General features: G+C 71.0%; 11 protein-coding genes, 1 tRNA gene and 2 pseudogenes. 6 read left to right on the top strand and 8 right to left on the bottom strand.

Annotated features, from left to right (window positions below; translation table 11 throughout):
- Positions 1-15 precede the first annotated feature (15 nt).
- From QSK22_RS04570 to QSK22_RS04555, 4 genes and pseudogenes are all read right to left on the bottom strand, one after another.
- Complete coding sequence (locus QSK22_RS04570) at positions 16-1188, bottom strand: branched-chain amino acid ABC transporter permease (protein ID WP_285492661.1); 1173 nt, start codon at positions 1186-1188, stop codon at positions 16-18.
- A complete protein-coding gene (locus QSK22_RS04565; protein ID WP_285492660.1) occupies positions 1185-2150 on the bottom strand; it encodes a branched-chain amino acid ABC transporter permease in 966 nt (321 codons plus the stop codon). Before QSK22_RS04565 ends, QSK22_RS04570 begins: the two co-directional genes overlap by 4 nt.
- Before the next feature lie 120 nt (positions 2151-2270).
- Positions 2271-3449 (bottom strand): branched-chain amino acid ABC transporter substrate-binding protein, encoded by a 1179-nt coding sequence (locus tag QSK22_RS04560; protein ID WP_285492659.1) that lies wholly within the window; start codon positions 3447-3449, stop codon positions 2271-2273.
- Between the two features lie 447 nt (positions 3450-3896).
- Positions 3897-4454 (bottom strand): annotated as a pseudogene (locus tag QSK22_RS04555) (ANTAR domain-containing response regulator); the annotation flags it as partial.
- Between the two features lie 116 nt (positions 4455-4570).
- Between QSK22_RS04555 and QSK22_RS04550 the strand changes: the two are divergent.
- Positions 4571-4657, top strand: a tRNA-Leu gene (locus tag QSK22_RS04550).
- Positions 4658-5501: 844 nt separating this feature from the next.
- On the opposite strand, the gene pyk is transcribed toward QSK22_RS04550, so the two are convergent.
- Positions 5502-6938 (bottom strand): pyruvate kinase, encoded by a 1437-nt coding sequence (pyk, locus tag QSK22_RS04545; RefSeq protein ID WP_285492658.1) that lies wholly within the window; start codon positions 6936-6938, stop codon positions 5502-5504.
- A 267-nt stretch (positions 6939-7205) separates the two neighbouring features.
- On the bottom strand, positions 7206-7760 hold the full coding sequence (locus QSK22_RS04540) for a type 1 glutamine amidotransferase domain-containing protein (RefSeq protein ID WP_285492657.1): 555 nt from the start codon (positions 7758-7760) through the stop codon (positions 7206-7208).
- A 100-nt stretch (positions 7761-7860) separates the two neighbouring features.
- Between QSK22_RS04540 and QSK22_RS33670 the strand changes: the two are divergent.
- Both QSK22_RS33670 and QSK22_RS04535 read left to right on the top strand, forming a co-directional pair.
- Positions 7861-8094, top strand: a pseudogene (locus tag QSK22_RS33670) (DUF6597 domain-containing transcriptional factor); the annotation flags it as partial.
- 326 nt (positions 8095-8420) lie between these two features.
- Positions 8421-8567, top strand: a complete 147-nt coding sequence (locus QSK22_RS04535) for a helix-turn-helix domain-containing protein (protein ID WP_285492656.1) — start codon at positions 8421-8423, stop codon at positions 8565-8567.
- A gap of 110 nt (positions 8568-8677) precedes the next feature.
- On the opposite strand, the gene QSK22_RS04530 is transcribed toward QSK22_RS04535, so the two are convergent.
- Positions 8678-10588 (bottom strand): PhoX family protein, encoded by a 1911-nt coding sequence (locus QSK22_RS04530; RefSeq protein ID WP_285492655.1) that lies wholly within the window; start codon positions 10586-10588, stop codon positions 8678-8680.
- Between the two features lie 231 nt (positions 10589-10819).
- Here QSK22_RS04530 and QSK22_RS04525 point away from each other — a divergent pair, with 231 nt between their 5' ends.
- Positions 10820-11407: a suppressor of fused domain protein gene (locus QSK22_RS04525; RefSeq protein ID WP_285492654.1), complete on the top strand. Its 588-nt coding sequence runs from the start codon at positions 10820-10822 to the stop codon at positions 11405-11407.
- A 16-nt stretch (positions 11408-11423) separates the two neighbouring features.
- On the opposite strand, the gene QSK22_RS04520 is transcribed toward QSK22_RS04525, so the two are convergent.
- Positions 11424-12242: a transporter substrate-binding domain-containing protein gene (locus QSK22_RS04520; RefSeq protein WP_285492653.1), complete on the bottom strand. Its 819-nt coding sequence runs from the start codon at positions 12240-12242 to the stop codon at positions 11424-11426.
- A 206-nt stretch (positions 12243-12448) separates the two neighbouring features.
- Between QSK22_RS04520 and QSK22_RS04515 the strand changes: the two genes are divergently transcribed.
- Together QSK22_RS04515 and QSK22_RS04510 are read left to right on the top strand one after the other, a co-directional pair.
- A complete protein-coding gene (locus QSK22_RS04515; protein ID WP_285492652.1) occupies positions 12449-13024 on the top strand; it encodes a CGNR zinc finger domain-containing protein in 576 nt (191 codons plus the stop codon).
- Complete coding sequence (locus tag QSK22_RS04510) at positions 13021-13464, top strand: protein-tyrosine phosphatase family protein (RefSeq protein WP_285492651.1); 444 nt, start codon at positions 13021-13023, stop codon at positions 13462-13464. Before QSK22_RS04515 ends, QSK22_RS04510 begins: the two co-directional genes overlap by 4 nt.
- Positions 13465-13541: the final 77 nt, after the last annotated feature.

Raw genomic sequence — 13541 nt, 5'->3', positions numbered from 1 at the left:
CCTGAGAAGCCTCGCTCACTTCTTCACCTCCGCGGCATCGCCCGCGACGTCCGCGCCCACCGCGGCCGGAGCCGCGACCTCGGCGCCCATGCCGCCCATTCCGCCGGTGCCCTCCTCCAGCTCCGCCTTGCGGCGCCGCGACGGCCACAGGCCCTCCGGACGGAACACCATCATCAGCACCAGCGCCGCACCGAACAGCAGCATCCGGTAGTCCTGCAGCTCCCGGAACCGCTCCGGCAGCCACGCCAGCATGAACGCGCCCAGTATCACGCCCGGGATGTTGCCCGAGCCTCCCAGCACCACCGACGCCAGGATCAGCGCCGACACCAGGAACACGAAGTTCTCCGGGTTGATCGACGTCTGCTTGGCCGCGAACACCACGCCGCCGCTGCCGCCGATCGCCGCGCCGATCGCGAACGCCGCCAGCTTGAACCGGAACGTCGGCACGCCCATCAGCTCCGCCGCGTCCTCGTCCTCGCGGATCGCCGCCCAGGCCCGGCCCACCCGGCTGTTCTCCATCCGCTTGACGAAGATGATCGTCAGCACGATGAAGACCACCAGCATGTAGTAGTACGGCCGCGAGTCCAGCAGCCCGTACTTCAGCGGCTGCACGCCGAGAACTTCGAACTCCGACAGCGACGGCGGATGCGGAATGCCCTGGATGCCGCGCGGCCCGTTGACGTAGTCGCTGTTGGCCGCCGTCTGCTTGACGATCTCACCGAACCCCAGCGTCACGATCGCCAGGTAGTCGCCGCGCAGCCGCAGCGTCGGCGCCCCCAGGATCACCCCCGACAGCGACGCCAGCACAATCGCCAGCAGCAGCGTCTCCCAGAAGTTCCAGCCGTACTTGGTGGCGAAGATGCCGATCGTGTACCCGCCCACGGCGTAGAACGCCACATACCCCAGGTCGAGCAGGCCGGCCATGCCGACCACCACGTTCAGCCCCAGCGCCAGCAGCACGTAGATGCCGATCTGGTCGCTCAGCATCGTCGGCCAGTCGCTGCCGCTGGGCGCCATGAACGACCCGATCGACTCGCTCGGCAGCACCAGCGCCCCGACCACCAGCAGCAGGTACACGATCCAGCGCACCTCGCGGGGCGCCGACGCCCACCAGTCCCGCACCGGGTCCAGCGACAGCCTCCCGGCCCGCGACCCGCCGTTGCCCTTGTGGTTCTTTGTCAGGTTCATGCGCGCGCCTGTTGAAGAGACTCACCGAGAATGCCGGTGGGACGGAACATGAGGACAAGGATCAGCACCGAGAACGCCACGACGTCCCGCCACTCGGACCCGAACAGGCTCGAACCGTACATTTCAAACAGTCCGAGCGCGAAACCGCCGACCAGCGCCCCGCGGATGTTGCCGATACCGCCCAGCACCGCCGCCGTGAACGCCTTGATGCCCAGCAGGAAGCCCGTGAAGTACCAGGCCTGCTCGAACCGCAGGAAGTACAGCGCCGCCGCGACACCCGCCATAGCGCCGCCCACCAGGAACGTCACCGACACCACCCGGTCGATGTTGACCCCCATCAACACCGCCGTCTCCGGGTCCTGCGCGGTCGACCGGATGCCCCGGCCCAGCCGCGTGCGGTTCACGAACTGGTCCAGCGCCACCATCATCACGATCGCGCCGACGAAAATGATCAGCTTGTCGTTGCTGACCTCGATCGGCCCCGCGTCGATGACATTGCTGCGCGACACGAAGTGCTCGTCCACCGGCAGCCGCCCGCCCTCCTTGGAGGTGCCGAACAGCGCCGGGACCAGCAGCGTCGCGAACAGCTGCTGCAGGAAGATCGACGCGCCGATCGCCGAGATCAGCGCCGCCAGCCGCGACGCCCCCTTCTTGCGCAGCGGCCGGTAGGCCACCAGCTCCAGCAGCATCGCCCCGCCGCCGGAGATCACGGCCGCCACCACCGCCATCAGCGCCACCACACCGATCAGCGCGGCGCCGCCCACGTCCGACACGCCCAGCACCTGCACCGTGCCCAGCGCGGCGAAGGTGCCGACCATGAAGATATCCGCGTGCGCGAAATTGATCAGCCGCAGCACGCCGTAGACCATCGTGTACCCGAGGGCGACGAGCGCGTAGATCGCACCCAGCGCCAGGCCGTCGATGGTCGACGGCCAGAACTGTGAGATGAAGTCTTCGAACACCTTAGGAGCCTTTGTTGAAGGGAGCGGGAGCGCTCGTGGCGCTCCCGCTCCCACGCCAACATGTCGCCCTCGGGAGTCAGTCGCCGCCGAGGGCACGGGCCGAGCAGGGCGTCATCCGCCTCAGCTGCTGGCCTTGGCCTCCTTGCTGTTGCCCAGGAGCGTGATCGCCCGGCCCTGCACCTCGTAGATGAAGATGTCCTGGGTCGCCAGAGCGCCGTTCTCAGCGAACTTGATCTGCTTGCCGGCGCCCTCGAAGCTGACGGTCTTCAGGTACTCGTTGATCGACTTGGAGTCGGTCTTGCCCGCCTCGACCGCCTTGATCAGCGCGGTCGCCGCGTCGTACCCCTCGGCCGAGTAGATGGCCACGTCGGTGCCGTACTTCTGCTTGTAGGCGGCGGCGAAGTCCGCGGCCGTCTTGCCGCTCTTGCCGGAGGCGTCGATGTTGCACCCGCACGACAGCAGCGCGCCCTGCGCGTTCTTCTCACCCGCGCCGTCGATCAGACCGGTCGCCACCGAGCCGTCGCCCGACATCACCTTGCCCTGGTACCCGGCCTCGCGCAGCTGCTTGAACAGCCGGCCCGCCACCGAGTAGTAGCCGCCGTAGTACACCACGTCCGGGTTGAACTGCTTGATCTTGTTCACCGTGGACGAGTAGTCGGTGGCCTTGTCGTCCACGCCCTCGGTGCCGGTCTGCACGCCCTTGGCCTGGACGGCCTTGGCGATCGCGTCCGCCAGGCCCTTGCCGTAGACCTGCTTGTCGTGGACGGTGAAGACCTTCTTGGCCTTCAGCGAGCCGGTGATGAACTCGGCGGCCCCCGCGGACTGCACCGAGTCGTCGGCCACCACCCGGTGCCAGTACTTCCAGCCCTTCTGCGCCAGCGTGATGTCGGTCGCCGACGGCGACACGCTCGGCACCCCGGCCTCCTCGAGGATCGGCCCGGTGGCCTGCGACTCACCGGAGAACGCCGGCCCGATCAGCGCAACGATCTTGTCGTTCTTGATCGCGCCCTGCACCAGCGGGCTGGCCTGCTCCGGCTTGCCCTGGCTGTCATAGGTCTTGAAATTGATCTTGACCTTGGGGTTCTTGGCGTTGTACTGGTCGATCGCCAGCTGGGCGCCCTGCTTGGGCGGAATCACCAGGCCGGAGTTCTCGCCGGTGAGGTCCCCCATGAACCCGATGGTGACGCTGTCGCCGCCACCGCCGCTGCCACCGTCGTCGCCGCCGCAGGCGACGGCACCGAGCGCCAGCACCGCGCTCATCGCCACCGCACCGGTGACCCTCATCATGTTGCGCCGCAAGGTGCCAACCTTTCCATCCGGATCCGGAAGGGATCGGGTACGAGTCCAACCCCGACACCGACGTCAAGCGGGAGATATCGGTCACTCGGGGGCCAGGTATGTCGTACACCGACGACCCTCGCCAGAGCAGCTCCCCCGGACAGAAGGGTTACTCAGTCGTTACGGCTCCGTGGCCAAAAAACCCTGCCGCCACCAGCGATCATCACGCGCGGTGACGTTTTCTATGCAGGGCGATGCGCGCGGCTCGGGCCCGCGGCCCTGCGGGGCGGCTCAGCCCTGCGCGGCACCGCCGGGCCGGGGGCCGCTCCCGCCGTTCGACCTGGCGTTCGCGTCGCCTTCCCCGCCGCCGGCCGCAGAACGCGGCCCGGCGCCACTCCCTCCGGCGGGCCTGGCATTGCCACCGCCCGACGGCTTGGCCCCCGCCTGACCGGGAGACTTCGCGGAGCCCTCCCCCGCGGCCCCGGCCAGCACCGCCTCCGCCACCGCGCGCATGGTCAGCCTGCGGTCCATCGAGGTCTTCTGGATCCAGCGGAACGCCTCGGGCTCGGTCCAGCCGTTGGCCGCCTGCAGCAGCCCCTTCGCCCGATCGACGATCTTACGGGTCTCCAGCCGCTCCTGCAGCCCGGCGACCTCGGCCTCCAGCGCCCGCAGCTCGGTGTACCGGCTCACCGCCATCTCGATCGCCGGCGCCAGGTCGGTCTTGGTGAACGGCTTGACCAGATACGCCATCGCGCCCGCCTCGGTGGCCCGCTGCACCAGTTCGCGCTGCGAGAACGCGGTGAGGATCACCACCGGCGCGATCCGCTCGGCGGAGATCCGCTCGGCCGCCGAGATGCCGTCCAGCACGGGCATCTTGACATCGAGAATGACCAGATCCGGCCGCAGCTCGGTGGCCAGCCGGACGGCGGCCTCCCCGTCCCCGGCCTCCCCGACGACCTCGTAACCGTCCTCCTGGAGCATCTCCCTGAGGTCCAGGCGGATCAGGGCCTCATCTTCTGCGATCACAACTCGCCGAGCGCTCTGCGTCACGCGCACGAGACTACCGGGACCCGCTACCCTGGTGTCGGCTGCCCCACGAGGGTGGCCGAAATGCGGACATCTCGCCAGATGTTCGGCTTGAAGCCGGGATGATGGAATAGGCAGACATAGATGCCTCAAAAGCATCGGCTCGCAAGAGCGTGCGGGTTCGAGTCCCGCTCCCGGTACCACGTGCGTTGAGCCGCGCCGCCCGCGTCGCATACGCCTCAATGATCACTGAGGCCTCACTGGGGGCGATTGTGTCGTGCCCCTGTGCGACGCTGGCTCCAGGTATGACAGAGGATCACCGGTCACGCCCTTCGGCTCAAGGCTCAGGGCCTCACCGACCGGACGGTCGCGCAGTCATGCGGTGTCTGTTGTCTCCGCGGTGCGCCATCGGCGCCGCGGCACCCGACGGCGTCCTCGCTCCCGGACGCGCATCGGAACGCCCCAGTGCCTCTGCCCACGCCTTCACGGTCGCGAACTGGATCACCGGGCGTACGGCTACCTCTTCGGGCCCCAAGTACTGACCCGCCGTCCCCACCGCACCCCCAGACGAACGCCTCGCCCGCTGCCACCGCACAGGACCGCCGCCTAATGCGGCTTCCCGGCACGCCCCATCGCACGCCCACCGGCACGAATCAACGCGCCGGCGACGTACAGGACGAGCATGAGGGGGACGAAGCCGCTGGGCGGCGGCCAGTGCCGGGTAGTGGGGGATGTCTCCGTCGGCGCCCTCGTCACAGCGTTTGGCGAAGGCGAGCCAGAACGCCAGGCGGAAGCGGCGGATCTGCGGTCCGCGCAGGACGGCGGTCAGGTACACGCCGGTGGCGAGAGGCAGGGGATGAGGAGCCAGGGCCCCCAGATGAAGTCGCTGGCGTCGGTCGGGGAGTTCTCGACCGGTTCCATCGCACCACCTGGGGGACGAGGGGGCCGCAGCGAGATCCCCTGGACCGTGACGGCCATGCCGCGGATGTGAAGAGCGGTGCGCGAGCCGTTACCCGGTCGATCGTCCCCCGTGTGGTGCTCGTGAGGTCATCCGCGCAGGGCGCCGGAGATGGCGTCGCCGATGCGCAGGACGCGCAGGGCGTTGGTGGAGCCGGGGGTGCCGGGGGGCGAGCCGGCGACGACGACGACGCGGTCGCCCTTCTGGCAGCGTCCGAGTTCGAGGAGGGCCTGCTCGACCTGGCGGAACATCTCGTCGGTGTGGTCGACGTGGGGGACGATGAAGGTCTCGACGCCCCAGACGTGGGCGAGGCGGCCGCGGGTGGCGGGCACGGAGGTGAAGGCGAGCAGCGGGATGGGCGAGCGGTAGCGCGACAGGCGGCGGGCGGTCTCGCCGGACATGGTGAAGGCGACCAGGGCCTCGGCGCCGACGATGGCGCCGACCTCGGCGGCGGCGCGGGCGATGGCTCCGCCGACGGTCTCGGGGATACGGGTGAGGGTGTGGGTGGCCTGCAGGGACGCCTTCTCGGCCGTCTCGACGATGCGGCTCATCGTCTGGACGGACTCGATGGGGTACTGGCCGACGCTGGTCTCACCGGACAGCATGACGGCGTCGGCGCCTTCGAAGACGGCGTTGGCGACGTCGGAGGTCTCTGCGCGGGTGGGCCGTGGCGAGGAGATCATCGAGTCGAGCATCTGGGTGGCCACGATGACCGGGCGGGCCTTTTCGCGGCACAGTTCGATGGCGCGCTTCTGCACGATGGGGACCTGCTCGAGGGGCAGTTCGACGCCGAGGTCGCCGCGGGCGACCATGATGCCGTCGAACGCGGCGACGATCTCGGGGAGGCGTTCCACGGCCTGCGGCTTTTCGATCTTGGCGATGAGCGGGACGCGGACGCCCTCCTCGTCCATGATCTGGTAGCAGGTGGCGGCGTCCTCGGGGGTGCGGACGAACGACAGGGCGACCATGTCGACGCCGAGGCGCAGCGCCCAGCGCAGGTCGGCCTCGTCCTTTGCGGTGAGGGCGGGGACGCTGACGGGGACGCCGGGCAGGTTGAGGCCCTTGTTGTCGGACACCATGCCGCCGACGGTGACGGTGGTGCGCACGCGGGGGCCGTCGACCTCGGTGACGCGCAGCGCGACGCGGCCGTCGTCGACGAGGATGGTGTCGCCGGGGGCGACGTCGCCGGGCAGGCCCTGATAGGTGGTGGAGACCTGCTGGCGGTTGCCGGGGACGTCCTCGGTGGTGATGGTGAACTCGTCCCCGAGGGTCAGGCGTACCGGCCCGTCGGGGAAGCGTCCAACGCGGATCTTGGGGCCCTGCAGGTCGGCCAGGATGCCGACGCCGCGGCCGGTGGCCTCGGCGGCGGCTCGCAGGCGGTGGTAGACCTGCTCGTGGACGGCGTGTTCGCCGTGGCTCATATTGAGGCGGGCGACGTCGATGCCGGCCTCCACGAGCGCGTGGATCTGCTCCTCGCTGGAGCAGGCGGGACCGATGGTGCTGACAATCTTCGCTCGACGGGTCACGTGCACAACGCTACTTAGTTACCTGCCAGTACGGATATTCGTGCAGGATACGGTCGTCGAAGATTCACCGACTGGTCTAGGGCAAGGGTCTAGACCACCGGCCTGGAAGCCGTCTCCCGCACCGTCTTCGCGCCCGCCGTCGGCCGCCGCGGCTCGCGGACGCAACTCCCCGCAACACCCCGCACAAGCCCCGACACGCCCATGCCTCCGGCGGCCGCGTGGACCGCCGCCGGGCGGGGGCGGCGCGGGCGCGGCGGAGCCGGGCTGTCAGGCGCGGAAGGCTTCGACAGCGGCCTGGCAGAAGGCCTTGAGGTCGTCGGGCCGGCGGCTGGTGACCAGGGTGTTGGGGCCGCTCCGGCAGACCTGGACCTCCTCGTCGACCCAGGTGGCGCCGGCGTTGCGCAGGTCGGTGCGCAGGCTGGGCCAGGAGGTGAGGGTGCGGCCGCGGGCCACGCCGGCCTCGATGAGCGTCCACGGCGCGTGGCAGATGGCGGCCACCGGCTTGCCCGCGTCGAAGAAGGCCTTGGCGAACGCGACGGCCTCGGGCCTGGTGCGCAGGTGGTCGGGGTTGGCGACGCCGCCGGGCAGCACCAGCGCGTCGAAGGAGGCGGGGTCGGCGTCGGCGGCGGTGGCGTCGACGGCGAAGGTGTCGGCCTTGTCGAGGTGGTCGAAGGCCTGGATGCGGCCCGCCTCGGTGGACACCAGGACGGGTCGGCCGCCGGCCTTGTCGACGGCGGTCCAGGGTTCGGTGAGTTCGGCCTGCTCGACGCCTTCGGGGGCGACGAGGAAGGCGATGGTCCTGCCCTGCAGTTCGGTGGCCATGGCGGTGGTCTCCTTCTGGCTCGTGGTCGGCCACCGCTCCCCCTGCCCGTATGCGGGGGCCCTATGCGGAGCGGGCGGTGTGCGGTGGTAGGGAGGGGGGATGGGCGTCGCGCGTTACCGCGAGGATCCGGCTCCGCCCGGGTCGGGTCTGGTGTGCCTGTGGTCGCGTGAGGCGGCCGCGCACGCGGGGCCGCAGGTGCAGCGGGTGGTGCCGGACGGCTGCGTGGACCTGATCTGGTGGAGCGGGGACGCGCGGGTGACCGTGGCGGGCCCGGACACCGGCCCCGATCTGGCGGAGCTGCGGCCGGGTGAGCGTCTGGTCGGGATCCGGTTCGGCCCGGGGGCGGCGCCGCCGGTGCTGGGGGTGCCGGCGGACGCGGTGCGCGACGGGCGGCTGCCGCTGCGGGACCTGTGGGGGGCGGACGCCGACCGTCTCGGGGAGGCGGTGGCCGGGTCGCCTTCGCCGCATGCGGTGCTCGCGGGGGCCGCGCTGGCGCGGGCCGAGGGGCCGCCCGATCCGATCGTTCCGGCGGTGGTGCGGGCGTTGTCGCGGGGTGTGCCGGTGCGGGACGTGGCCGGGATGCTGGGGCTGGGTGAGCGGCAGTTGCGGCGGCGGGCGTCGGCGGCGTTCGGGGGTACGGGCCGAAGACCCTGCAGCGGGTGCTGCGTTTCCAGCGTGCTCTGGCGCGGGCCCGGGCGGGCGAACCGCTGGCCGAGGTGGCTCACGGCGCCGGTTACGCCGACCAGGCGCACCTGGCGCATGACGTGCGCGACCTGGCGGGGGTGCCCATCGGCGCGTTGCTGTAGGAGGCGGGCGGGGTCGCGGTGTCCCGCCGCTGCGGCGCCCGCGCGCCGACGGCCCGCGCCCTGTGCTCGTCTCGCAGGGCGCGGGCCGCCTGAGCGGTCGGGGCAGGGCGTCAGGTGCCGATGACGCCGCCGTCCTTCTTGCGGATGACGAGGGTGGCCGAGCGGGGGCGGCCCGCGGGGTCGAAGTCGGGCCAGTTGCTGACCGCGCGCGGGTTTTCGGGGCTCGGCGCGCCCCAGGCGGTGGTCGCCTCGCCCGGGTGCTGGACGTTGACGAACAGGGTGCGTCCGTCGGGGGTCATGGTGAACCCGGTGATCTCGCAGCCGCGCGGGCCGACGAGGAACCGGCGCACCTCGCCCGTGCGGGGGTCCGCCGCGAGCATCTGGTTGTTGCCGATGTGGTCGTAGCCCTTGGACGCGAGGTTCTGCGAGGAGTTGGACACGTCGGTCTCGATCCACAGGCGGCCGCTGGGGTCGAAGCCCAGGCCGTCGGGGGAGCCGAACACGTCCTCGGACGCCAGGGTGACCTTCGAGTCATAGGCGGGGTCGCCCGCCAGCAGGAAGATGTCCCACTCGAAGGAGGTGGCGGTGTTGTCGCCGTGCCTCTCCCGCCACCGGATGATGTGCCCGTAGGGGTTGGGCTTGCGGGGGTTGACCTTGTTGTCCCAGCCAGAGCCGTTGGTGAGGGTGAGGTACACGTCCTTGTTGCCGGGGTGCACGGCGACCCATTCGGGGCGGTCCAGCTTGGTGGCGCCCACGGCGTCGGCGGCCTGGCGGGTGCGCAGCAGCACATCCGCCTGGTCCTTCCAGCCGTTGGCCTTGGTGAGGGGGCCGGTGCCGAACGTCAGCGGCAGCCAGGTGCCCGTGCCGTCGTCGTTGAACTTGGCCACGTAGAGCGTGCCGTGGTCGAGGGGGCTCTTGCCGCGCGCGCGCAGCTGCCGCCAGGGTGCGCTGCCGACGAACTTGTAGACGTACTCGCCGTCCTGGTCGTCACCGGTGTAGACGACGATGCGGCCGCGGGACTCGGTGACGGTGGCGCTCTCGTGCTTGATGCGGCCCAGCGCGGTGCGCTTGACGGGCGTGTGGTTCGGGTTGAACGGGTCGATCTCGACGACCCAGCCGAACCGGTTGACCTCGTTGGGGTTGACGGCGAGGTCGAAGCGGGGGTCGGCGGTGTGCCACTTGTAGCCGCCGCCCTCGGCGCTGACCCCGTAGCGGGCGAGTTCGGGGGACGGCGTCCACGAGGTGTCGGTGGTGCCGAAGTAGTTGTTCCAGTTCTCCTCGCACGCCAGGTAGGTGCCCCAGGGGGTGGCGCCGCTGGAGCAGTTGTTGAGCGTGCCCATGGGGCGGTTGTTGGCCTTCAGCGCGGAGTGGTCGGCCCGCACCGGCCCGGAGAACGTCACGGGGGTCGATCCGGTGACGCGGCGGTTGTAGCGGGAGTCGACGTGCTGCCAGCGGCCCTTGACCCGGGCGAGCTTGACGATGCTGACGCCGTGTGCGGCGAGGGCCTTGTCGACCTTCTCCTTGGTCATCACGGTGTCGCCGTCGGGGAACAGCAGCGCCTGGTCCACGTACTCGTGGTTGAGCACCAGCAGGCCTTCGTGGCCCCCGCGCAGGGGGAAGAAGTGCATGCCGTCGTGGTTCATGCCGATCTGCTGGGCCTGTTCGGCCGCGCTGTTGGAGGCGTCCTTCTTCCACTTGGGGCCGCGTGCGCGCACCGGCGTCCCCCACGGGATCAGGACGTCGGCGGTGTAGCCGTCGGGGACGGTCACCTTGTCGGCGGTGCCGGTCGGGACGGCCTTGAATCCGAGCAGGCTGCGCTTGCCGCGGCCGTGGGACGCCGGGGCCGCGGCCACCGCCGCCGAGGCCGTGCCGGTGCCCGCGCCGGCGCCGAGGAAGCCCGCCGCGGCGAGCAGCGTGCCGCCGCGGATCGCCGCCCTGCGCGACAGGCGGGCCTGGACGATCTGCCCGAACGTCGCGTTGCCCGACGGGTTGGAGCTGATGTCGTCAGGGTCGACGGTCATGTGCGCACCTCATCACTCAACGTTACTTTGGTGCGTTCCGGTGGTCCGGGGCGGTCGGAACGCCTCTGGGAAACTAGAGCGCTCGACTGACGTCCCGGCGGATCGCAGGTGAACAACGCCTGACCGACCGCACGTCACAGCCCTGGCGGCGCGCCGCCGCCACGCAAGGTGAGCGGCCGCCCGCGTACAGTCCGCCCGGGGCGCGGATAGCGCGCCCCTAGAATCGGGCCGGTGAGTTATCCCTATACAGATCCGGACCGATATGAGGGGCTGCTCGCCCATATGCAGCGTCATCTGGGCCGGGTGGTGAGCGCACAGGGGCCGGTCATGGGCGACGGGCGCAACCGGGGGTTCGCCATCGGTTTCCACGCCCATCCCGAAATGGCGATGGTGTCGGCGGCCAGCACCGGCGTGCGGTTCCAGAAGGTGACCGCGACGCTGCCCGAGGAGTTCGTGGTGTCGGCGCTGCCGGGGCAGGAGGACGAGGCGGGTTATCTGCTGCACGTCGCGGCCGAACGGGTGATCGGGAGCGGACGCGGATACGAGTTCGGCGGCGGGTACGTCAATTCCGAGCCGCTGATCCCCGGTTCGCGGATCGAGTTCCTGCTGGCGGCGGGCCATCCCTGCACCGGGGACGGTTTCAACGTCTTCCATGACCGCCAGGGGCGGCCCGCATTGCAGGTGATCACGCTGATTCCGGCGACGCGGGCGGAGTTCGAGCTGGTCCGGGAGCACGGAGGGGACAGCGGGAAGCTGCTCGAAGTGTGGCGGTCGCGGAACACCGACCTGCTGGACGTCTACCGGGAGTCGGCCGTGTGACAACGCCCGCGGGCGGTCACAGGCAGCCCTCGAACTGGGGCACCTCGATGATGGGGCGCCGGTCGAGACCGGTGCCGCCGAACCATTTGCGCAGCAGTTTCGCGGCGGTGCCGTTCTGGTACATGCGGGTGATGGCGCCGTTGAGCGCCTCGCAGCCGTCCGGGTCGCCGCGGCGTATTCCTATTCCGCTGTTCTGCTCGGCGATCTGCGCGCCGAGCAGCCGCACTCCCCCGCCGGCGCGTTTGGCCAGCCCGGCGAGGATCACGTCGTTGGTGGTGATCGCGTCGACGCCGTTCGAGCGGATCAGGGCCATGCAGCGGTCGTAGTCCTTGGCGGGGACGAGCGTGGCGGTCATCCCCCGGACCGCCAGCAGCCTTTTGGTGGTGTCCGAGCCCTGCACCGCGCAGAATCTGCGGCCTATCAGGTCGCGCAGGCCGGTGACGCCTTTCATGTCGGCGCGGACGAGGACGTCCTGGTAGGAGGTGAGGTAGGGGCCGGCGAAGGCGATGCTGGTCTTGCGTTCGGGGGTGACCGAAAGGGTGGCGAGCACCAGGTCGGCCCGTTTCGTCTCCAGCACCGGAATGCGGTCGGCGGCCAGCACCGGGACGAAGGTGACCGTCCGCCCCAGGTCGCGGGCGATGTAGCGGGCCACGTCGATGTCGAATCCCTCGAACGTGCCGTCCGGCCGCCGCAGCCCCAGCCCCGGCAGGTCGGGCCGCACGCCGACCACCCAGGTCTTCTTGTCGAGCAGCGACTCGCCGCGGCTGCTCCCGCACGCCGACAGCAGCGCGGCCGCCAGTGCGGCCGGCAGGGCGATCAGGGTGGGCAGGCGCACTCCGGCCTCCAGTCAAAGGTCACGCCGGCGCACCAGGTGCCGGGGGCAGGAGTGATGATCCCGGTTTCGCCGCAACAGTCAACCCCCTGGCCGATCACGGACGGACCGTCGCGGCGCGCGTGCCGCCTCCCGCGAACGGCGGCGGACCCGCACAGTAAGGGTTATATGCTCGTTTCACCAGTTACATCGATGGAGAAGCGACAACCGTGATCATCCCCCTCAGCGACTACACGATCGGCGCGACCGTGGCGTCCGACCTGGTCAACACCTCGCCCACGGTGCGCGTCACCACCGGCGACGCACTCCCCGACGCCGCCGCGCTCAGGCGGTTCCTCGCCGAGCGCGGCGTGCGGCTCGACGCGCCGCCGCCGACCGACGACGACCTGCGCCTGGTGCACATGCTGCGCATGCAGATCCGCGTCATCCTGGAGACCGAGACCGAGGAGCACGCCATCGCGGGCTCGACCGTGCTGATCAAGCGCGCCGGCCTCGCACCCGTGCTGCACCGCGACGACGACGGCCGGTGGCAGTGGCACCTGCCGACGGCCCCCGGCGCCCCGCTGGCCGACGAGCTGGCGGCGCTCGTCGGCGTCGGGCTGGCCGGCGTCGTCCGCACGCTGGGCCGCGAGCGGTTCCGCACCTGCGCCGCCCCCGGCTGCCGCGGCGTGTTCGTCGACACCAGCCGGGCCGGGAAGCGCCGCTACTGCATGCCCGAACGGTGCGGCAACCGCGTCAACGTCGCCCGCCACCGCGCCCGGCGCCTGGGGAGCGTGGCCCGGTGAGCGCCCCGCGGCTGCACGGCGCCATCCGGCTCCCCGACGGCACCTGGATCCGCGGCCGCGGGCTGCGCGCCCCCGCGCCGGACGGCCCGCCGCCCGACTTCGGCCTGTACCTGGGCACATCCCGCCTGCGCCGCCGCCACGCGGACCGGTTGACGTGGCCGTCCCACTGGATCGACTGGCCCGACTTCCTGCTCCCCCGCGACCGCGAACACGCCGTCCGGTCGATCCGCGCACTGCACGAACGGGCCCGCGCGGGCCAGGCCGTGGAGGTCGCCTGCGGCGGCGGCGTCGGCCGCACCGGCACCGTCATCGCCTGCCTGGCCGTCCTGTCCGGCATCCCACCGTCCGAGGCCGTCGCCTGGGCACGCGAGCACCACCACCCCCGCGCCGTCGAAACCCCCTGGCAGCGCCGCTGGGTGACGCGCTTCCCCCGCGGTTGAGCGCACCCCGGCCGGCGGGGTTCTTCGTCCTTCGGGCCCGACGCGGACGGACGAACTGACCAGGGGGCTCCCCGGCG

The organism is Actinomadura sp. NBRC 104425, assembly GCF_030269545.1.
Classification (GTDB): domain Bacteria; phylum Actinomycetota; class Actinomycetes; order Streptosporangiales; family Streptosporangiaceae; genus Spirillospora; species Spirillospora keratinilytica.
This window is presented reverse-complemented; position numbering and strand designations above follow the sequence as displayed.